Source organism: Sulfurospirillum sp. MES, from assembly GCF_000789415.1.
GTDB lineage: Bacteria > Campylobacterota > Campylobacteria > Campylobacterales > Sulfurospirillaceae > Sulfurospirillum > Sulfurospirillum cavolei.
Window position 1 is genome coordinate 1 of record NZ_JSEC01000014.1, and the last position, 21223, is coordinate 21223.

At 43.6% G+C, this 21223-nt stretch carries 21 protein-coding genes, 1 other RNA gene and 1 riboswitch; of the genes, 5 read left to right on the forward strand and 17 right to left on the reverse strand.

Annotated elements, in window-relative coordinates:
• From OA34_RS11865 to OA34_RS13815, 3 genes are all read right to left on the reverse strand, one after another.
• On the reverse strand, positions 1-1313 hold a 1313-nt coding region (locus OA34_RS11865), incomplete at its 3' end, for a methyl-accepting chemotaxis protein (protein WP_039675641.1).
• Positions 1310-1684 carry a diguanylate cyclase domain-containing protein gene (locus tag OA34_RS13810; RefSeq protein WP_144440993.1) on the reverse strand — a complete coding sequence of 125 codons (375 nt, stop codon included), beginning with the start codon at positions 1682-1684 and terminating at the stop codon, positions 1310-1312. The genes OA34_RS11865 and OA34_RS13810, both read right to left, overlap by 4 nt.
• Before the next feature lie 183 nt (positions 1685-1867).
• Positions 1868-2533 (reverse strand): HD-GYP domain-containing protein, encoded by a 666-nt coding sequence (locus OA34_RS13815; RefSeq protein WP_353681574.1) that lies wholly within the window; start codon positions 2531-2533, stop codon positions 1868-1870.
• 92 nt (positions 2534-2625) lie between these two features.
• On the opposite strand from OA34_RS13815, the gene OA34_RS11875 reads away from it, so the two are divergent.
• On the forward strand, positions 2626-2901 hold the full coding sequence (locus OA34_RS11875) for a helix-turn-helix domain-containing protein (RefSeq protein ID WP_041963405.1): 276 nt from the start codon (positions 2626-2628) through the stop codon (positions 2899-2901).
• Between the two features lie 68 nt (positions 2902-2969).
• Here the strand turns inward: OA34_RS11875 and zupT are convergent, their stop codons facing one another.
• The 5 genes from zupT to OA34_RS11900 form a co-directional block, all read right to left on the reverse strand.
• A complete protein-coding gene (zupT, locus tag OA34_RS11880) occupies positions 2970-3815 on the reverse strand; it encodes a zinc transporter ZupT (RefSeq protein ID WP_039675643.1) in 846 nt (281 codons plus the stop codon).
• 20 nt (positions 3816-3835) lie between these two features.
• Positions 3836-4639, reverse strand: coding sequence for a hydroxyethylthiazole kinase (gene thiM, locus OA34_RS11885; RefSeq protein ID WP_039675645.1), 804 nt, complete (start codon positions 4637-4639; stop codon positions 3836-3838).
• Positions 4618-5829 (reverse strand): putative hydroxymethylpyrimidine transporter CytX, encoded by a 1212-nt coding sequence (gene cytX / locus OA34_RS11890; RefSeq protein WP_039675647.1) that lies wholly within the window; start codon positions 5827-5829, stop codon positions 4618-4620. The genes thiM and cytX overlap by 22 nt, the downstream gene beginning before the upstream one ends.
• Positions 5826-6629 (reverse strand): bifunctional hydroxymethylpyrimidine kinase/phosphomethylpyrimidine kinase, encoded by an 804-nt coding sequence (thiD, locus tag OA34_RS11895; RefSeq protein ID WP_039675649.1) that lies wholly within the window; start codon positions 6627-6629, stop codon positions 5826-5828. Before thiD ends, cytX begins: the two co-directional genes overlap by 4 nt.
• Positions 6630-6688: 59 nt before the next feature.
• A riboswitch (TPP riboswitch) is annotated at positions 6689-6822 on the reverse strand.
• Between the two features lie 34 nt (positions 6823-6856).
• Positions 6857-7453, reverse strand: coding sequence for a GGDEF domain-containing protein (locus OA34_RS11900; RefSeq protein WP_039675651.1), 597 nt, complete (start codon positions 7451-7453; stop codon positions 6857-6859).
• A 100-nt stretch (positions 7454-7553) separates the two neighbouring features.
• Here OA34_RS11900 and OA34_RS11905 point away from each other — a divergent pair, with 100 nt between their 5' ends.
• A complete protein-coding gene (locus tag OA34_RS11905; RefSeq protein ID WP_039675653.1) occupies positions 7554-7805 on the forward strand; it encodes a helix-turn-helix domain-containing protein in 252 nt (83 codons plus the stop codon).
• On the opposite strand, the gene OA34_RS13820 is transcribed toward OA34_RS11905, so the two are convergent.
• From OA34_RS13820 to OA34_RS11930, 6 genes are all read right to left on the reverse strand, one after another.
• Positions 7795-10749: a cache domain-containing protein gene (locus tag OA34_RS13820; RefSeq protein ID WP_286683026.1), complete on the reverse strand. Its 2955-nt coding sequence runs from the start codon at positions 10747-10749 to the stop codon at positions 7795-7797. The genes OA34_RS11905 and OA34_RS13820 overlap by 11 nt on opposite strands.
• 20 nt (positions 10750-10769) lie before the next feature.
• Positions 10770-11939, reverse strand: coding sequence for a cation:proton antiporter (locus tag OA34_RS11915; protein WP_039675654.1), 1170 nt, complete (start codon positions 11937-11939; stop codon positions 10770-10772).
• A 24-nt stretch (positions 11940-11963) separates the two neighbouring features.
• Positions 11964-12369: RNase P RNA component class A (rnpB, locus tag OA34_RS12035), an RNA gene on the reverse strand.
• A 55-nt stretch (positions 12370-12424) separates the two neighbouring features.
• The gene (locus tag OA34_RS11920) at positions 12425-14239 is read right to left on the reverse strand and encodes a methyl-accepting chemotaxis protein (RefSeq protein WP_286683027.1); all 1815 of its coding nucleotides are present in this window, start codon (positions 14237-14239) and stop codon (positions 12425-12427) included.
• A gap of 93 nt (positions 14240-14332) precedes the next feature.
• Complete coding sequence (gene truD / locus OA34_RS11925; protein WP_254376179.1) at positions 14333-15418, reverse strand: tRNA pseudouridine(13) synthase TruD; 1086 nt, start codon at positions 15416-15418, stop codon at positions 14333-14335.
• A gap of 101 nt (positions 15419-15519) precedes the next feature.
• Complete coding sequence (locus OA34_RS11930) at positions 15520-16344, reverse strand: thiamine-phosphate kinase (RefSeq protein ID WP_039675657.1); 825 nt, start codon at positions 16342-16344, stop codon at positions 15520-15522.
• Positions 16345-16620: 276 nt separating this feature from the next.
• On the opposite strand from OA34_RS11930, the gene OA34_RS11935 reads away from it, so the two are divergent.
• The 3 genes from OA34_RS11935 (at position 16621) to OA34_RS11945 (ending at position 18683) form a co-directional block, all read left to right on the forward strand.
• Positions 16621-17298, forward strand: coding sequence for a DUF5644 domain-containing protein (locus tag OA34_RS11935; protein WP_039675659.1), 678 nt, complete (start codon positions 16621-16623; stop codon positions 17296-17298).
• 9 nt (positions 17299-17307) lie between these two features.
• Entirely contained in the window at positions 17308-18153 is an 846-nt protein-coding gene (locus OA34_RS11940; protein ID WP_039675661.1) for an HdrB C-terminal domain-containing protein, read from the forward strand.
• 137 nt (positions 18154-18290) lie between these two features.
• Positions 18291-18683, forward strand: coding sequence for a class II SORL domain-containing protein (locus OA34_RS11945; protein WP_039675663.1), 393 nt, complete (start codon positions 18291-18293; stop codon positions 18681-18683).
• 14 nt (positions 18684-18697) lie between these two features.
• On the opposite strand, the gene OA34_RS11950 is transcribed toward OA34_RS11945, so the two are convergent.
• From OA34_RS11950 to nifT, 3 genes are all read right to left on the reverse strand, one after another.
• Positions 18698-19528: an SIR2 family protein gene (locus tag OA34_RS11950; protein WP_039675664.1), complete on the reverse strand. Its 831-nt coding sequence runs from the start codon at positions 19526-19528 to the stop codon at positions 18698-18700.
• Positions 19515-20861 carry a sigma 54-interacting transcriptional regulator gene (locus OA34_RS11955; protein ID WP_231964758.1) on the reverse strand — a complete coding sequence of 449 codons (1347 nt, stop codon included), beginning with the start codon at positions 20859-20861 and terminating at the stop codon, positions 19515-19517. The genes OA34_RS11950 and OA34_RS11955 overlap by 14 nt, the downstream gene beginning before the upstream one ends.
• A gap of 150 nt (positions 20862-21011) precedes the next feature.
• Positions 21012-21221 carry a putative nitrogen fixation protein NifT gene (gene nifT / locus OA34_RS11960; protein WP_039675666.1) on the reverse strand — a complete coding sequence of 70 codons (210 nt, stop codon included), beginning with the start codon at positions 21219-21221 and terminating at the stop codon, positions 21012-21014.
• Positions 21222-21223 lie beyond the last annotated feature (2 nt).

The window sequence follows — 21223 nt, forward strand, 5'->3', positions numbered from 1 at the left end:
TCCGAAGAGTTAACGATGGATTGAACGATGACGTTAATCGTTGCGTTAATCTCGGTTAGAGACGATTGGGTACGTTCGGCAAGTTTACGTACTTCATCGGCAACCACCGCAAAGCCTCTTCCGTGTTCTCCCGCACGTGCGGCTTCGATGGCGGCATTGAGTGCAAGCAAATTGGTTTGATCGGCAATATCGGAGATGACGGTTAAGATCTCTTTGACCTGTTCGGCATCTTTACTCATCTGCTCCAATTGTCCGGCAAGTGCACTTTCGGCTTCACTGGCAAGTTCGACTTCATTTTTCAGTTGAATCACTTCATTTTTGGCGGCTTCGAGTTTATTGCCCGCAAGGGCGATACTTTGTTTCATCGATTCGGAGAGAATCGCTGTTTCTTGAACAAATTTTTTAATCGATACGATCTCTTCAATCGTATTGTTGACGATCACGGTACTGTTTTCGGCGTTTCTGCCGATTTGCATACTGGTGGTAGAGAGTTCATGCGAAACCGAAGCGTTTTCCGAAGAAGAGCGTTTAACGTCTTCAATAATATGCTCTAAGGTATCCACCAGCGTATTAAAGCTATTGACGATCTCTTGAATCTCATTCTTTTTACCGTAATGGATGCGAAACTTCAACTCTTTTTTTTGAACGAATCCACTGATACTATCACGTATCAGATGCACTCCTTGCATAACGTTATTACGGATCATCACGCCTAAGACAATCACGCTCAAAGCTACGATTAGGGAAAGTCCTATCATCATCGACGAGGCGCTGTTCTTTTCCGCAGCCGCTTCTTGCGATTCACGTAATGCATCTTCTTGGACATCGTCCATATGCTCATCCGTCGTCTTCGTAAGCGTTTGAGGCACTTCCGCCGTAGCGGCGATCAACTGTTTAATTTCCTCTTTTTTACCTTCTTTGGAAAGCGTAAAAATTTTGTTCACGATCTGGGTATATTTATTAAAATACTCTTTTTCTTTTTCGTAATAACCTCTGTCTTTGGCATCGGAAATCAAGCGTTCGTAATCGTGATTGGCTTTTTCAAAATCGCGTTTATAACCGTCAAATTTTTCTTCCAACGCTTTTTGCGCCTTAAGATCATCACTTTCTATATGCTGTAAAGCAACAATGCGCATGCGGTACATCGCTTGCTGTAAATCTCCGATCAGTAAAATACTCGGTAAGGAATTGACGTTACATGTATTGGTCTTGGCATAGACGTGTTCCATCTTCGTCATCCCGATGCTAAAAACGGCGATAATGCCTAAAATAGCAATGAGAAGCATGGTAATTAACTGTTTTGAGATACTCATAAATTAACCACTCCTTTGAGGTATTTAATATTCTTTTTTTTATGCAAATACGGTTCAAAATCTTCCCATGTTCGAAACGAAAAATCATGAAGATGAAAATGGGTCAGACTAATGTCGATCCCCTCAAATCCTAAACAGAGTTTTTCTTTAACCTCTTGCGTGTCAACATTCATATGATGCGAGTTTAAGATCACAAAATCATCGCCGTAGATACGAAAAATCGGCGCATGGTCAAAGAGAAGTTTGAGCCTTAAAAACGTCTCTTTTAAAAGATGGTTTCCCGCTTTCCAGCCGTAATAATCGTTATAGCAATGCATATGATGAATTTCGATCAGATAGCAGCAAATGCACTCGTTTTCACCCCGTTGCATTAAAAAGTAGTTCAAATAATCGCTGGAATATCCCGTCGTGATTTTATCTTTGTAGAAAAACGCAAAATACTCTTCTTGATGATACGACGTCGGAATTTGATGAACGCTTGTAAGCTCTTTTTGGATTTCGAAAAAACGTACGGCGGCTTCAACGACGTGCGGATCAAATTGCGTATTGGAGCATCATCGTAACTCGTTTAAGGCTTCGTTTTTGGTTTTTCGCGGTTTGTAGATTCGGTTGGTCGTCATAGCGTCAAAAGCGTCGGCAACGCATAAAATGCGTGATATCAGAGGAATAGCATCGCCTCTGAGTCGATCGGGATAGCCCGTCCCGTCGAACGATTCGTGATGATGCCGCACAATAGGGACATGGTCTTTTAACGCGGAAATATTTTCGATGACTTTCACGCTGTCGATCGCATGACGCTGCATAATGATGAGCTCTTTTTTCGTAAAACGCTTGGGTTTTAAAAGAATGGATTCGGGGGTTAAGAGTTTTCCGACGTCATGAAGCAATCCGGTTTCGTGCGCTAACGTCTGTTCTTTGGCGTCCAATCCCAAATTTTCCGCAATTTTAGAAGCATAATAGGCGACTCTTCTTGAATGTCCTGCCGTATAAGGGTCTTTTTCTTCCAAAATCGTATTGAGCATATGGATTGCTTCGCGATAAATCATAATACCTTCTTTTGTGTACGTATACCTACGTTTTTCTGATGAGTTTAATTGAGAAAGAAAGCTAAATACTCTATTATAATAGATAAATATGCATTTTATTTTAAATAAAATTAAAATGATATTAATTTGACATACGTAATCATTTTCCGCCTTAATTTTAGTCGTAAAATCAATTAAAACTCAAATACTCTACTATAGTAGATTGATTGAAGTCGTTTATCGGTATAAACTCACGCATGGAAAATTAAAAGCATTAAAGAAATTTTATGAAAAAAACCCTAGAGCATTTTCAACAAGAAATAGAATATGACAGTACAGAAATGCGAGCGTTTTTTTTAAGCGTCGGGCGGCGCATTCAGGCTATTCGTAAAAAAAAAGGTATTAGCCAGCTCGAACTTTCCAATATGCTTGGATTTAAATCGACCTCATTAATCGCCGGCGCGGAATCAGGATACCATAACATTAAGTTTTCGTTAGAACACCTCTACAAAATCTCTAAAGCGCTTAATGTCAGCATCAAAGAGTTTTTCGACTTTGAATAAACGCAGTTCCGTGCACTTAATGATTGACATTTACCGTTACATGTCAGATTGGAATCACGTCTTACATGTTAGATTAATTTGAACGCAACCAAGCTTATTGCCATTACGAACATTCCTAGAACAATGCCGAAAATCGTCGTATGTGCATTACCGTACACGCGCGCTGAAGGTAAGAGTTCGTCAAAAGAGATATATACCATGATGCCCGCAACCACGCCGAACGTAATGCCTAACGTCAGCTCGCCCATGATCGGAAGTAAGAGGAAAAAGCCTACGATCGCGCCGATAGGCTCCGCTAAACCTGAGAGAAAAGCGTACCAAAACGCTTTTTTACGATTTCCCGTCGCATGATAAATCGGTAACGAAACCGCCATTCCCTCTGGAATATTGTGAATTGCGATCGCAAGCGCGATCGTTAAGCCGATAGTCACGTTTTCGACCGCGGCGATAAACGTCGCAAACCCTTCGGGAAAATTGTGAATCGTGATCGCAAGTGCCGTAAAAATACCCGTACGATGCAGTGCCGAATGATTGATGGGCGTTTGTGCGTTTGTTTCGTGAAGAACGCTCAGTTCTTGGGTTGATTTGAGTTCGTGAGGATTGACGTCTTCGGGAATAATTTTATCGATCAAGGCACTGAGCGCAATTCCCGCAAAAAAACAGACCAACGCAATCGCTTCGCCCTTAACGTCACTGTGAAAAAGCGTAACAAAGGAGAGTTTAGACTTATTTAAAATTTCGACGAATGAAACGTACACCATCACGCCTGCGGAGAAACCGAGTCCGATCGATAGAAACGTATGGCTTTTATTTTTAGAAAAAAAAGCAATTAACGCACCAAAACCGGTACTAAGCCCGGCTAAGAGCGTTAGTAAAAAAGCGGGAAAAAATTGCGCAAACGTTATTGACTCCATTCTCGCTCCTTTTTGCGAGATTATAACACGTTTTGAATACGTAAAAAACGATGAAGCGTCGCTGCGTCCATCTTACTGATTTCATCGATCAACGAAACGCGAAAACTGCCTGTGCCTTTGGTTTTATCCGCTAATTCGGAAGCTATCGCCATCGTCGAAATACCGGCAATAGCCGAAATCAACGCATCGCTTTTTGTTCCTAAAAAACTACCGATCAACGAAGTCGTCATGCATCCCGTGCCCGTAACGTTTGTCAATAAAGCATCGCCGTTTTGCAAGCGATACGTTACATTGCCGTTTGAGACGATATCTTCTTTACCCGTAATCGCAATCGTACACTGAAGTTTTTTGGCTAACGAAGCGGCGATCAATCCGCCGTCTGCTTCATCATCCAACGAATCGACGCCGGAGCTTTTCGCTTCCAATCCCGCAATCGTTTTGATCTCCGCCATATTGCCGCGAACGACGTCCATGCGTACCTGTCGCAATAATTCCTTAACGCTTTGAAGGCGAAAGGGTGTCGCACCCACACCCACGGGGTCTAAAACAACGGGAATCTGTTTTGCATTCGCCTTGCTAGCGGCCTTTTGCATTGCTTCGAACGTTTGGGCGTTGAGTGTTCCGATATTTAGAACCAAAGCGTCGCACAAAGAGACCATCGCTTCGACTTCTTGTAACGCGTCCGCCATAATAGGCGATGCGCCGATGGCTAAAACCGTATTGGCACAATCGTTGACCGTCACGTAATTGGTAATATGGTGAATCAATGCGCGTTTATGCGCTAGTGCTTCAAAGAGTGCCTTTAGTTGTTCTTTAACGTCCATGTTCGAACTCCTTTCCTAAGCGTAACAAACAATAAAAGCGTCACGATCATCGTCGGTAACGTCGACCCAAAAATAAAATCGAGCGTTAAAAAATAATAATAGACGATAATCCCCGCAATCCAAACGAAAACATACCCTACATGTAAGCGTAACGTTTCATCGATACGCGTATTGCCGAAGAGAAAATAATCGCTCAGCACGATCGCAAACAAAGGAGCAAACACCGAACCGATCGCATACAAAAAGTTTTCGTATGCCTCAATCGGCGTTAAAAGCGCAACGCCAAGACCTATCAACGTCATGACTAAAGCGATTGAACGTTCGGAAAATTGAGGAAAAAGATTTCGAAACGTTACTCCGGCGGAATAGGCGTCCAAAAATGTCGTCGTTACGGTTGAAAGTAACACGATACCCAAAGCAAAAAATCCTAAATTGAGCGCGTTCATCATGCTCACAACACTTGCGTCTTTGGCATACAATGCCATCGCCAAACCGATCGTATACATCAACGAACTACCGAGAAAATAGCCTAAAAAACTACCGATCAAACCGCGCGTTTTATGCGCCGCAAAGCGCGTATAATCGGCAATCAACGGTAACCACGAAAGCGGCATAATCACGCAAAGTTCCAACGCCGCGCCAAAGCTCATCTCACCGGTCGAAGGCGAGGCAAAAATCTCTTGTTCCCGAAAAACGACAAAACATAACAAAAGCGTCAAACCCAAAAGCAATACGACCGCGATAACGTTCAATCGCGTAAAGCCCTGTTTGCCCAAAGCAATCCACAGCAGGATTAAAGCGGCAATTACGATCGTCCAAACGTGAAGATTTTCAATTCCCCAAAGAGAGAGGCTTAACGCGTCGGCGGCTTTAGCACCGGAGAGCATCATCACCGCCGTCCAGCCTAAGAGCTGAAGCATATTTAAAACGGAGAAAAGATACGATCCGTATCTGCCGAATGCGATACGCGTCGAGGTCATCGCCCCTATTTTGGCGTTAAACCCGATAATACCGCCCAAAATTAAAATCGCTCCGCCGATCAGATGTCCGATCACGATCGCCCATACGCCTTGCATAAATCCCAAAGGTGCCAAAAAAGAGCCCGTTAAAATCTCCGCCAAAGAGATTGCGGCACCAAACCACAGCGCAAAAAGGCTCCATCCGCCCAAAACGGTTTTTTCGCGCATCATACGTTCACTCCCGCTTTGCGATACAATGCGTAAAAATGATGCACCGGTCCTACACCCTGCCCCAAGGCAAAACCGTGTTCAATTGCTTCGGTAATATAAGCTTTTGCTTCTTCCACCGCTTCTTTGAGCGGATAGTCTTGTGCCAAATAAGCCGCAATCGCCGATGAGAGCGTACAACCCGTACCGTGCGTATTACGCGTGTGTAAGCGCGGCGAATGCAATTCGAAAAAATGCTCTCCATCATACAAGACGTCGATAGCGTCCGCTTCCAAATGACCGCCTTTGACTAAAACGTTCGAACATCCAAGCGCATGTAAATCGCCTGCGGCACGACGCATCTTTTCCAAAGAATCGATCCGATAGCCCACGATGACTTCCGCTTCGGGTAAATTGGGCGTAATCAGCGTCGCCATCGGTAAGAGTTCTTCAATCAACGCTTTTTTGGCTTCGGGTTGTAACAGATCGTAACCGCTTTTGGAAATCATCACGGGATCGACGACAAGCGGCGGCAAGGCATAGCGTTTTAATGCGGAGACGATCGCATGGATGGTTTCGGGACGCGATACCATACCGATCTTGACCGCATCGACGCGAATATCGTCGAAAATGGCTTCAATTTGACGTGTAATGACATTTGGGGTCACGTCTTGAACGTCAAAAACGCCTTGCGTATTTTGAGCCGTAATCGCCGTAATAACGCTCATACCGTACGTTCCGTTCGCACTAAAAGTTTTCAGATCGGCTTGAATGCCCGCACCTCCGCAGCTATCCGAGCCGGCAATGGTTAAACAGTGTTTCATACGCTATCCTCAAAAAGAGAGTTCAACGCTCTGATGCAATAAGAGAGGGAAAAAGTACGGAGGAATTTTTGATGCTTGCCTACGCCGGTATTATCCGGATCAGGTCTCGACCGAGCAAAAGACTCGGCTTTGAGGATCAAAGAATCGTCATTCTTTATCTCAGCCGGTTTAACCGGCTCTCCTAGCATAAGGGTTTCGGATAATTGTACTCTGATTTAGCGGAATTTTCAAGGCATAACGCATTCGATGCGGTTTTTCCCTTTCTCTTTCGCTTCGTATAATTCACGATCGGCGCACTGAACGATCGCTTCGGCGCTTAAAGAATGGGAAAAAAGGCACACGCCGACGCTGATACTAATCGGTATGTTTTGATACGTTCGCAAGGCGTCTTGAATTTTTTCGATAACGACAAAAATATCCTCCCGATCGATCAGCGGACATAACAAAATAAATTCGTCGCCTCCAAAGCGAGCCAGTACGTCGCCTTCGCGTAACTTTAAGTTACATTCATTGACGATATGCACTAAAACTTCGTCACCGAAAAGGTGTCCGTGTGTATCATTTATCTGTTTAAAATCATCCACATCTATCATTAAAACGGCAGAAGAATTATGGTAACGATGTAACAATCTTAAATGATATTCCAAAATCTCAAGAAAATAACGTCGCGTGTAGGCTTGAGTCAACTCATCTTTTTGCGTCAATTCATTAAGATAAAGCATTTTTCGTTTAAGGGAAACAATGATTTTGATGAGGAAAAGCAAGACGGAAACAAAAAAAATACCTGTTGCAACCATAATACTAATGCAAAAATTATCCATCATGCCTACACCGTACCGTACTGTTTTAATTCACTATAGGGAATTTTAAAAACATTTTAACCGTTATAAACTTAGATAATACTTCACTATAGGGAAAATTATCATGCTGGCATTTAGAGATTTTTTACCGGACGAGATTCAAGCGTTTCACCGCTTGATTGCCCGTAACGTTCAGCATATTCGTAAAGAAAAAAAGATGACGCAACTCGATCTAGCCCTGACGATCGGGCATAAATCGGTCAGTACGATAGCCAAAATCGAAGCAGGATTGGAGAATAAACACTACAATATCGAGCATTTGTATAAAATAGCAACGATTTTAGAAGTCGATATTTGCGATTTTTTTAAGTCGTAGTTCTTTGGCGTATCCATCGGCGCAAGTCTTCGATGCTCATCGGTTTCGCATACAAATAACCTTGACCTTGAGCACAACCGTGTTCTGCCAAGAAGCGTTCTTGCGCTTCATGTTCGATTCCTTCCGCCAAAGTCGTAATCTTCATACTGCGCGAGAGTTGAATAATCGAATCGGCAATCGCACAAGCGTCCTCATGATCCGGAATATCTTTAACAAACGACATGTCGACTTTGAGTTTGTTGATCGGTAGCTTTCGTAAATAACTCAAAGATGAATACCCCGTACCGAAATCGTCGATCGCGATATTAAGCCCCAAGCTTTGCATCTCTTTTAAAAGCATAATCCATCGCTTAGGATCGTGCATCAAAATCGACTCGGTTACTTCCATTTCAATCACGGACGGATCGATCTTGGTCTCGTTTAAAACCGTTTTGAGGGTTTGAAGAAAATCGCTAAATTCAATTTGCACGCCTGAGATATTCACGGAAACCGTTCCGCTAAAAAGTCCCTCTTCGTGCAATGCGACCCAATCCAAACAGGTTTGGCGCAGTACCCATGCTCCGATCTCGACGATCAACCTCGTCTCTTCGGCATACGCGATAAAGCGTCCCGGAGCCAAAATACCCTCCAAAGGATGCTGCCAACGAACGAGTGCTTCCACGCCGATGAGTTCACGGGTTTGAAGATCGATTTGCGGTTGATAATAAACCAAAAATTGTTCCTCTTTAACCGCTTCGCGAAGCGCATTTTCCATACCGATACGTTCGTACGAAGCGACGGTCATATCGATTGTGTAGAAGGCATAGGCGTTTTTACCGGCGTCTTTGGCTTTGTACATCGCCGCATCGGCATTTTTAATCAGCGTTTCGCCCTCAGTTCCGTGATCGGGATACAAACTAACGCCGATGCTTGCCGTTAAAAAGAATTTTTGATCTTTATTGATAAAAGGCTCTTCAAAAATCGTCTGAATCTTACGCAAAATCACTTCGACTTCAGCGCGTTCGTTGATTGACTCGATGACTAAGACAAACTCGTCTCCGCCGATACGAGATAACGTATCGCAGTGGCGAATTTTATGCTGCACGCGAAGGGCAAACTGCTTTAATATTTCGTCGCCGTAACTGTGCCCGAAGCTGTCGTTGATCTTCTTAAAATTGTCCAAGTCCATAAAACAAACGGCAATCATTTGCATATGCCGTTTGCTGTTTTCAATCGCATGGGCAATTCTGTCGTTTAACAATAAGCGGTTAGGAAGTCCGGTTAAAACGTCGTTGTGCGCTAAAAATTCGAGGGCCTTTTCCGAGGCGATTAAACGCTCTTCATTGGCTTTTTTCTCGGTATTGTCGCGCGCGGAAACAACGTAAGCGGAAGGTAGTTTGTCGCCTTGTTCGTAATAAGGAAAATATTTTGCATGTAAAAAACGCTTGCCGAACGACGAGAGCACCCAATATTCGGATTCAAACGTTTCACCGCACAAAACTCGATCGCTCATGGGCTTTAGCGTCTCGGCAAAATACTGTTCTCCGAAAAGCTCTGGCATCGTATGTCCGACGATTGCCTCTTTTTCTTTATCAAAAAAGCTTAAATACGCCTCGCTAATCGCCAAATAGGTATAATGACGATCAATAAGCGCTAAAAAATCTTCAGAACTCGAGACGATTTTCTTATACTGCTCAAGATGTTTATTGCTATGTATTTTTGCCGTCAACATCGTGTTGGCATGAAGTGCTAGCTCTTCAAACTCCTTGAATTTTAACGATTGCGTATCGATCAGACGGTCTTTGCTCGATAAGGAATCGAAAAAAGCGATAAACGTTTCAAAATCTTTACGCAAACGACGGTTAAGATAAAAATAAACCGTCCAAACCGTTGCAATAAAAAGCGAAATCCAAATACCGATCGACGAAAGCATCGCCTTAAGCTCGTCGTACATTTTAGCTTCCAATTGCGCGATGTCTTGTTCTATTTTATCGACGTAAACTCCGGCTCCCACATACCATCGCCAATCCGGATAGGCCCTTACGTAACTTAGTTTCGGCAAGGCTTTTTCGTTTTTCAACGGAGGCATAACGTATTCGACAAAACCGCCTCCTGATTTGGCAGTTTGAATCAATTCTTGAACGACCCGTTTGCCTTGTGCGTCTTGAGTATCGTACATGTTACGATTCGGCGCGGGATACGAAAGCGAAAAACCCTCCCACGTACCGATAAACACATACCCGTCTTGTTGATCGTCAAAATGAAAGCGTCGCTCATCCGCCAAAATCTCTTGGCGTATTTGTGTCTCCGAATCTTCGACGTAATAGCCTGTTCCGATCAACCAGTCAAAAGGTTCGAACCGTTTAACATACGAGATTTTTTTATGGTTGTCGGCTTCTTCAAAAGGTTTGCTCCAAAGGTATTCGTAATAACCTTCCGACATCGTTTGGGCAATATCGATCATGCCTTTGGCAATACATCTTCCTTCGATATTGTGCACGTTGAGAAGTGTTTTTCCTTCCATCTCGGGATGATTGGTCAAAAGCATTGCCGTGCCGTTCAAATCAAGAATAAAAAAATACCCTTTATTGTGCTCGTAACGCAACATACGAAGCGTTTGAATAATGCGCTCTTGGATTTGTGAGGGGGAGTGTTTATCTTTGTTCTCCTCGTATATGTGCACCGCCACATTGTAGGCTTCATCCACGCGCGCACGAACGAGACGTTGGGTATTGGCATAGGCCGATCGGCGCTTTTGGTCGATCTCTTCGATGAAGCGATTGACCTCTTTTTGCAAGAGCTCTTTTTGCGTCTGAAAATAGCTCTCCTTCAAGGCCGCAACATCGTTATAAAATTTATGTTTGATGTTGTAAAAACTAAAGCCGAAAAACGCAACCGAAAAGAGTAAAAAAACCGCAATCGCCATCAAGTGGAAATAGCGGAAAAAGCTTAATTTTTGACTCACTGCGCTTCCTCGGGCGTTATTTAGAGATCGTTTTTTTCAAACTTAGCGAAGAGGTACATTAAAAACTGTATCAAGGTCATAATCAAAATACCTTCCATCAAAGCGGCAACGATAAACGAAGCATATTCATTCGCATCGATCGCTCCGTTTTTAACCGCAATGGTTGCAATGGCAACCAAAAACGTCAAAGGCATCGAATCGCCCAAACTAAAAAGAATTGTACTTTTAAATCCCAAATAGCTGTAATAGGCAATAAAAGAGCTGATCATACGTGCCAAAACCATCGCAATCATAATCCACAGAGCATGCATTAAAATATGCGAACTAAACACGAGATTAAGATCCAACGTCGTTCCGACGAAGATGAAAAAAAGTGGTACCAAAAATCCAAAACCGAACGTTGAGAGTTGATGCGGCAGTTCGCGTTTATGCGTAAAAAAATTCGAAATATAAATACCGGCGATAAACGCACCTAAAACCATATCGATTTCAAGCCATTGCATCGTTGCGATCAAAACGAAAAAAAGCGCCATACTAAAACGTAAACTTTGGTGCATCGTATCGTGGTTGGGCATAATAATATTTTTGAGTTGCGGATACCACCAAAAAAGAATTTTAACTAAACGGAAAAGAACGTACGAAGAGAGAAAAACCAAGGCTAAAATCATCAAGCTTTTGACAAAATGCCAACCGAACCCGTGTGTGATCATACCGTCGAAAATTACCAATGCGCCGATGCTGATAATCTCACCGATCACGCCGATAATGAGTGAAAGTTCAAGCCATTTGTGTCGACGTCCGTGTTGGTTGATCAACGCCATAATCATCCCTAACGAGACGATCGGTATAGCAACGATATAGACGGCAGAAAGCCCCATGATAAAATAAAGCGAAAACGAAATACCGTATAAACATCCGAAATACAACATCGCTTTTTTTAAAAAACGATCTTTATACTCTAAAAAACGCTGAATATCGATCTCTAAACCCGCTAAAAACATCAGGTAGAAAAAACCGATTTTGGCGAGGTTTTTAAAGACGTCGTTATCGACATGTAAGAATCCCGACCAAATAGCAAACGTACCGAGTAAAATTTCGACGACGGGTGTTGGAAGGCGAAAAAGGCGAGAAATAATCGGAGAGAGTACCATTAAAAGTACCACATGCGCTAAAAAGATCAGATTTTCCAAATATATCCTTCTTTAGGCTTTGGGACAAAAGGTACGGCGATAAGCCGGGTTCTGTCTGGGGTGATTATTTATCTACGACTTATCTTACGATAAGCCTCTAGCGAAGGGTTTATGAAGCGTGAGACCAAAACCGTCCCTTCTTGCTACAGGTTGGGTTTACATAGCCGCGATGATTACTCAAAGCGCTGGTGGGCTCTTACCCCGCCGTTTCACCTTTTCCATTTTAACATCTTCTTTTATACAAGCAAAGCTCGCATAAAATTCATCTCACTAAAGCTATGCTTTCGCAAGAGTGATAAAATGGTAGTTTACTTTCTGTTGCACTGTCCCTTAGGTTACCCTAGCCGTCCGTTAGACGGAACCATGTCTCACATGTAGCCCGGACTTTCCTCTTGAACGCATGCGTCCAAGCAATCACCTGCCGTACCTTTAGAACGATTATTGTAGCAAACTTCCCCTTAAAGGTGCTCTGAAAGAGAGAAGAGCTACGACTTTTTGACCTCTTCGATCATTCGATCAAGAATCTCAAAAAGCTCTTTGCTTTTGAGTTCGACGGTTTTAAAATTCTCCAAAATAGCTGCGGCATTTTGCGTGCAACCGTCGGTACGAAGGCATTTTAACGATTCCAAGATTTTTTCGTGAATCAATGCATGCGGTGCGGCTAAACGTTGAAAACTCGGGACATGTCCGAAAGCGGTTTTTCCGTCTCCTTCGTCGTACCATTTGCCCAAACGACATTCGTGGTGATTGCTCAAGTTTATTTTAGTATCGTTATTGAAGAGGGCATTATAAGCGTTGAGTTTAAAAATAATATGATCCAATTTGGCTAATTCAATGAAAATATCGTAAGAAATCAGTCGATTTTCCCTTCGAATCGCATCGGCATTATCGGTTAAATGATGCAACGCGTTTTTGAAGCGATCCAGTTTTTGTGCCGATTCGAGTGCGTAGTTTTCCGTAGATTTGGTGTTTTCGACCATGACTTCGGAGTTTTGTCTAAGAATATTGATGGTTGCTTCGACTTCGGCAGTTGCTTTTTGCGTTCGCTCCGCCAATTTTCTAACTTCATCGGCAACCACCGCAAACCCGCGTCCGTGTTCGCCCGCACGCGCCGCTTCGATGGCGGCATTCAGTGCTAAAAGATTGGTTTGATCGGAAATATCTTTGATTAAAGCGATGACGTGACTGATTTCTTGCGTACTTTGCGTCACGCTTTGAGCATTTTGACGCGTTTCGTTGACTTTTTCGACGATGCGATCGATTGCATGTATGATTTCATCGGTGCTTTGATGTACGTCGGTTACGACCACGGAGGTTTGCTCGTTCAGAGTTAATATCTCCTGCAATGTCACTATCGTCGATTGCATCGTATGTTGTATAGCAACGCTTCCTTCAATCGCACCGGAGGTCATGGCATTGCTTAATGCTATCATCAAACGAGATTGTGCCATATGTTCGTTCACTTCGCGATGCGCCTCTTTCATTTTCGCCTCTTCTTCTTGAGCCATGAGAACGACATGTTCGAATTGATCGAAAAGGCGATTGAAATGTTCGGAAGTATGCGCGATTTCATCATTGCTCTCAATCGGTAAGCGACGGGAAAGATCGGCTTTTTCGGAAGCAAGCAGTGCGGCAATATCTTTGAGTTTATTGATATTTTTAAGAATGACCCGTGACGTATACCACGATACAAAGAGTAAAATACCGATACCGAACGTAGCGGTTAAAATCATCGTTGCGTATCCCGATTTTAAGGCTTCGTTAGAACGGTTTTCGTCTTTTTGAGCCTGTTCATTGGAAAGCACGACCAATTGATCGACAAAGCGACGATGTTCTTCATAATACGTTTGTAACTCACCGTGTAACAGGGCATACGCCTCTTTTAAATCTCCGCGTTCGACGGCAGGAATCAACTTGGTTGCCGTTACTTCAAAATAACGTAATGCCGGAGCTTTTATATGTTCCAAAATGAGTTGTCGTAACGGTTGGGGTAAAGTACTTTGCTCCCAATAACGCTGACGATCTAAAAAATCTTTTTGTAAGGTTTCAAGCTTGTGTTTGTGCTCTTCAATCTGTGCTTGCGTGCTGTCGGCAAGTTGATAACTGACCAAGCGCGCTTCGATGATATATTCCGGAGGCGGAAGAATGTCGGCTAAAAGGTCTTTGGAGAGAATGATTTGTTCGTATAAACTTCCTTGAATTTGTACCCGTTGAATCGTGATAAACGAAAGACCTATGAGTAAAATAACCACGCATGAACTGATGAAAGCGGAAATAATCAAACGGTATTTGATTGTCATAGCAAGCTCCGTTACGGATTAGCACCGTCGTCGTTTTACGCCAACGACAATGCTAAAAGGAAATCTTGCATAAAGTATTCCATTAAGAAATTTTTATAATTCTATCTTAAGTAATTCCTCGATGATCACGGTAGCGTACGAGCCTTTTGGAAGGGAAAAATGCATTTCAAACCATGCCTCTTCTTCTTTGTAAATACCCTCAACATCTTCCGCAAAACTCCATGCAAAGCGACGGCTTCCGTTGATTTTGTCTAAAAAAGGCACGCTCTCTTTAAAAATCATCTGTTCGATTTCGCCCGCCTCGTATTCGGCACGAATATTTTTACCGCCGACCAACCAACCGGCTATCGTGATACCGTGTGCTAAAAAACGCGGAAGCTCTTCTGCAACAGTTTCACACACGAACGCTTTGCCCGCAGGGTAATGGTGCAACACATCGCCATGCAAAAGTTTAAAAAACTGGGGTTGTTTTTTAAGGCTTTCGACCATCTCTTTGGGTAGGTTTGTTGCGCGTGTCGCATCGGCGACATTGAACTCTTCGATCAAGCGGCTCATTTCGATGCGTTTTGAAAGCCACATGTTAAACAGATAGCTCTGATACGCGTTGATAAAAAACTCTTTCATCTTAGGGTTGCGTTCTTTGCGACTCCCCTCTAAAATCGCTTTACCCTTAACGTAGTTGTCGCCGTCAATGCCGAAACGCTGGTAGCCGAAAAAATTCGGGAAACCCTCTTTAGCGATCTTTTTAAGACCGTCTTGAAGTTTTTTCCCATCGATGGGGCCTACTTTTTTAAGGCGTACAAAAAAGCGATTGCCTTTTAAGTGTCCTGTACGGATTTTATTGTTGTGGTAGGTTTTGTCTAAAATTTTGATCTTTTCATGGCTAAAGTTGGCAAGTTTGGGCTCGAAATTTTTATGCAACGAAATATACTGCGTCGTCATGCCCTCTTTGTCTTTGAGTCCTGCATAACCAAAATCACGCACTTTACACCCCGTCACTTCACTAAGGTATTGAAGCATATCCCATGTCGTGAGGTCTTTTTTTCTGACATGTAAGACCAAATGCTCACCCTCGCCGCTGAAAGGATAAAGAGGGATTTCATTGACCACGAAGTCACTGCTGTTTTTGGTAAACATCGCATTGATCGGCGAATGGGAAAGAAAAAATTGCCTGTTCATAAATGTCCTTGATTGGTTAATAGTATGCCCTTTTGCATACGGTTTCTACGCTCGATGAGGCCAGAGTTGCGATGTTGGTTGGCGTGCGAAGTACGTCACCCTCAAAAATGATGTTCCCGACAACGACACCTAAGCCGTCCTCTTTGCACGCGACCTACGATCGTCATTTTCGTGCGCGTTTGACGGGCAAGGCACGCAACCGTTCGTTTTTTACGCGGATCAAAACAAAAAAGCATCTCATACTCTTCCCCGCTACATGTAAGCCTTTTAGGGAGCCGTTTGAGCCAGCGAACGCCCTTTTTACCGCTTTGTTTTAAAAGACGCGAAAGGTCTTTAAAGAGTCCGTCGGAAATATCCATACCCGCATGCCAATGACGAGCGGCTTTGTAAACGAAACGCTCTTTAAGATCGGGTTGCATAAAGCGTCCCGACGAAGAGACGCTCCCTCCTCGCAACAGGCGCGTCAACTCACGATAAGAACGACCGAGCGTCCCGGTATACGCGACGTAATCGCCTATTTTTGCACCGCTTCGATACAAAACATGCGAAGGACGCTCGGCAATGATCGTAATCGAGATCGCCAAGGTTTCCCCCGCGGTCGTGTCGCCGCCGATGATGTCGATTCCGTAGCGGCGTGCTACCTTTTGAAACCCTCCGCTTAATTCTTTGAGTTGCGCGTAGTCGAATGTTTTAGGCATCACGACGCCGATCAATGCCCATTTAGGTTTTGCATTCATCGCAATCGCGTCGGAGATATTGACCAACATGCTTTTTTGCGCGATTTGATCCAAACGCATCCAGTCGCGTCTAAAATGAATCCCTTCGCAAAAGAGGTCTTTTGCATAGACGAAATTTCCCACAACCGCACCGTCGTCGCCGATGCTCGTACTTGGAAATTGTGAAATAAAAAAAGACTCTTTGTCCATGTAACCCCACTTGCGTTTAAACTTTTTTATCTTTAACACGCCTTTGAAGCAAAGCTCCAAAGACTACGTTAACACTGGGTTTTGCTCGGCGCAATGCCCGCGCACCTTCGGTGCTTTTAGGTACACCAAAAGTTTTGTACGAAGGCTATTGTAAGATGATACGCATTAAGAAGCCATTATAGCGACGCGTGCGCCTAAAACCACTTGAAAAATAGGCGTTTTCCTTAAGTAAAAGTGCGCTAGAATAGAGTATTACCTTAAAAGGAGTTCGAAAAAATGGAGTGTAAACTTGCCCTCAGCGTTTTTCGCTTTGACGCAAAAACAGATTTTCTTCCTTACTACAAAACCCACTACGTCACCGTCGATCTTAACAAAAGCGTTCAAACGCTTTTAACGCTTATTCAGGCACAAGATCCTAGCTTTGATTTTCCAAAAGACGCTCTTTCGGCTCTTAAAATCAATCAAAAAGCCCTCTTTGCTTCCGAAACACTCAAAGGTGTCGTCGAGTCAATGGGTAAAGAGTTGTGCTTAGAACCGCTTAGCATCAAACGTGCTATCAAAGATATGATCATCGATACCGACGATTTTTATCGCAACTTTGATCGGCTCAATGCTTGGGTGGACGGTAAAGATAAAGCCCTTTACGAGCAGTATCTGATTTACCGTTATGCTTCCAGTGCTTTAGACGTCATTGAAGATTTTCAAGGCGACGCTTTGTTTGCGTTTGCTTTCGATATGATTCAAAAATATCCCGAGCAAAAAGAGAAAATTTTAAACGTGATCGCCGATGAAAAAACCGGTATCTTCGTACGCACGAGATTGTGCCAAAAAATCTATCCGTGTGCAGGCGAAGTCGAGCGAAAAATCGCCGCATTGAAAAACACGATGATGCAACATCGACCGTTTTACAATCCATTGGTCGAAAAATTATCCCGTCGCGTCGACACGTTGTAAGGAGAGACGATGAAACGTTACTTTTTATTCGATAGTTTAATCGAAGCCGATAAAACAACCCCTTTCACGCAAGCGACCCAAACACTTTTTCGCATGTTGGAGCTTGACGTTCCCTCTTTAAAAGAGGTTAAATCCGACGTCGGATTTGAGATGATGATGCTGGATCAAGAAAAGTTCTTCATTCGCAATGCCTTCACGCTTTCCAAAGCCGCGAAAGAAAACGCGCATATCGTCTGTCCGGAGCAAAGTTCGTTCAGCTCTCTTGCCATAACGAAAGAGGCTCTTCAGACAAATCCCGAGCTCTATGAAAAAGTAGCTTCCACGCTCTTGGATAAAAGCGTTACGCTGAACCTTGACGTCGAAATTTTAAGCTTAGAGCGTTTTTTACTGGAGGTCTGCGGTATTGAAAAACTCCAAACGATGCTCAAACGCCCTTTTACAAAGTTTCAAGCAGCACTTTTCCAAAGCAGCGCATATTGTCGTGCACGCAAATTCAACCGCGACGAAGACCTAAACGCCCTTTTGGATTTGATAGAACTTAAACGCGTCAAACACGAACACCGTTTTGAGAGCGACGGATACGAACTCTTCGATGCGAATCCGCAAGCCGCCCAAAAACTTTGCGGCAAGGCGATGCTCGATATGTTCGACAATGCGGCGGATTTCATCGTCGTGACGGACGCGCGCAGTTTTGTGATGTGCGACGTTTACCAAAAAGAGAGCGAAAAACTCCTCGGTCGCGAAATCGGACTTTTTAGCCTTACGCTTCCCGAACTTTTAGTATTGGCATTGGGAGAAACAAATGCTAAAGCCATCGGCGTTGATAAACACAACGTTCGCGTTACCCTCCTCTAAAACCTCACATGTAAGGAGCAAAATATCTTTGCTCCTTAAAAAATTATAAATAGGACTTTATCTCTCCTATTTTTAAGAGTTATTTTCACGATTGTGTATTATGATTTCATATCTTTTAAACAACAAGGAGTCATGGAATGCCAAAAATTAATCGTTACGTCGATATCGACACCGTTGAGAGAGAAGCTAAAAAAGATTATATCGATCGACACTCTCCCTTTATCGCCTGTGCGCAAAACGCTAAACAAAATGCACCGTTTAAAGTAACCGTTAAAGTCGGAAACGCCTATACGCATCCGGACGATTTTGACCACTACATCGCCAATATCCAACTTTACAACGGCGAAACGCTTTTAGCAAGAGCCGATTTTGTCGCCGGAACGCTCGGAGGACAAGATAAAAAAGGTCAAGCGGAAGTCACGTTTACGATCGTACCGACCGGTAAAAAACTCCACCTCGTCGCGCAAAGCTACTGTACTAAACACGGTATTTGGGAGAGCGATCCCGTTGAAGTAAGCGTCGAAGAATAAACATGTAAAGAGTGCTACTCGGCACTCTTTAAAAATGTTTCCAATGAAACGGGAAGCTTTTCGACACGATGGGCTTTCAAAAACTTTTCCTCTTTTTTACGCATCGTCTCTTGATCGTTGATCGTATAACCGCCTTTCAATCCTAACGTAATCTCGTTTGCCACCATACGAAAAGTATCGCGATCGAAATCGACGCCGAGGAAAAGATAGCTTTTGTCGTTTTTATAAGTTTTCAATAAAGGAGGAAGCGCGTAACCGCCCATCGCTTCGGTCAACCAATCGACAAAATCGGCATCGGAAATAATAAAGTTTTTTTCAGGAACCGTACAGCCGAGCGGTTTAAAAACGATAGGAATTTGTACATGTAAGGCTTCTTTATCGATACGTGTATAGGTTTGAGTCGCAACGTCGTAACGATACACGATAAAACGATCATACCCCGCCATAATACGACTCACGCCCGTAATCAAAAAATGCTCCGTCGCATCGTACAGTTTGAGCAGCGAATCGTCCAGATTAAGATCGACGACGTAGCGAGGCATCAAGGTTTTGAGCCACACGTACACCTCAGGCATTGCGTAAGGCTTTGCCGTAAAGATGCGGTTTGTCATTCCTTCGATATACGCTCGTCCTTTGCGTTGTTCCAAGCTCATCGCCGCGCGCGAATACTCGTACATCAGCCTTGGAGACATCGCGCGCCCCGAATTTAACGCTAAAATCATCGAATCGCTGTCAAAAGGAATTTGAAAGCCGTCTTCGGTCTTTGTGCCTTTAAAAACGCCCATTCCGATGAAAGGAACCGTCGTGCCCTCTTTAATTTGGGCTTCTAATTCATGCTTCTTCACTCATGATCCTTCGTTGGCACATTAGTTTTTGGTTAAACGCCGGTAAAAGCAACAGCATTTCATCCGCACTAATACCGTCTTCGCTTCCCATCAATACGATTCTCTCAACCGTATTTTCCAGCTCTCGCACGTTTCCGGGCCACGTGTATTGGCACAAGATTTCCATCGCTTCGTCGGTAATAAGCACTTTTTTCTTATGATTGCTCATCGATTTTTGTAAAAAGAAATTGACGAGCAACGCAATATCGTCGCCGCGTTCGCGAAGCGGCGGCAAATCGATAGGAATGACGTTGAGACGATAGTACAAATCTTCTCTGAACGTCCCGTTTTTTACCATCTCTTCCAAATTGCGATTGGTTGCGGCGACCAAACGAACGTTGACTTTAATCGTTTTACTGCCGCCGACGCGCTCAAATTCGCGTTCTTGTAAAACGCGTAACAGTTTGACTTGCGCCGAAGCCGAAATATCGCCGATCTCGTCTAAAAAGAGCGTTCCGCCGTCGGCAAGTTCGAAACGACCCTTGCGCGCCTCTTTCGCATCGGTAAACGCCCCTTTTTCATGCCCGAAAAGTTCGCTTTCGATCAAAGTATCGGTAATCGCCGCGCAGTTGAGCTTCACAAAAGGCTCTTCTTTGCGTTTGGAGCGTTTGTGAATCGCGGCGGCGACGAGTTCCTTACCCGTACCCGTTTCGCCTCGTACCAACACCGTGACGTTACTCTCGGCGATCCGCTCGACGACGTTGTAGACCATCTTCATTTTCGGACTTTCTCCGATAATGTCGCCGAAATTGTGAACCTTCGAGTCCCACTCCATTTTGTAGTAAAGTTTTAACTCTTTGAGACGCTCTTTTTCTTTCAAATTAATATCGTGCGAGCGAATGGATTGAGCAAAAATCGAACTCAAAATCGTCAAAACGCGAATCGTACTTTCAAAATCAATCGCCGTCTTACGCGTCGTACTGGCACCCAAAACGCCGATGACCTCTTGATCGACCAACATCGGCACGGCAATATACGAAATCGCGCTTTGATCGCGATTGCCCGATTTGTTTAAAAACATCATATCGTTATGAAGGTTTTCGATGACGACGGGCTCTTTACTCTCCGCGGCGTGCCCCGTGACGCCTTCGCCGAGTTTATACGTCGCCAACTCTTTTTGATGTCTGCTAAAATCGATACTGGCATAAACGCTTAAAATATTATCTTCGCCTAGCGTATGAATTACGCATTTTTCAAGATGCAATCTATTTTTTAAAATCATTAACGCTTTTTCAAGCGATGCGACCAAATTCAGTGAATTGGAAACGACCGTTGCCGTTTCATAGAGTGTCATTAGTTCTCTCGTGTTCAGACAATCTCCACATTTTGCGTCTAATGGAACCATCGTACACTCCTAAACCACTAGTTTCGATACGTAATTATAGACAAAATGAATATTTAATATCCACTTTTTATGTTTATATTTTAACCACAAACCCACATGTTATTCCGAAATCTTTTTACAAACCTCTTCTTTGGGAAGGTTCTTGGGACCTGGTTGTATCCACCACGTTTCGTCGTTACTCAAAACCACTTCGCCGCCCCATTTTTCCTCGCTGTTAAATTCGATGGTTTTGATAGTCTCTTCCATATCTTTTTTTGCGATATAAAAGTAGATTTCGTTTCCCTCTTCGCGTAACATTACTTTTGCCATTT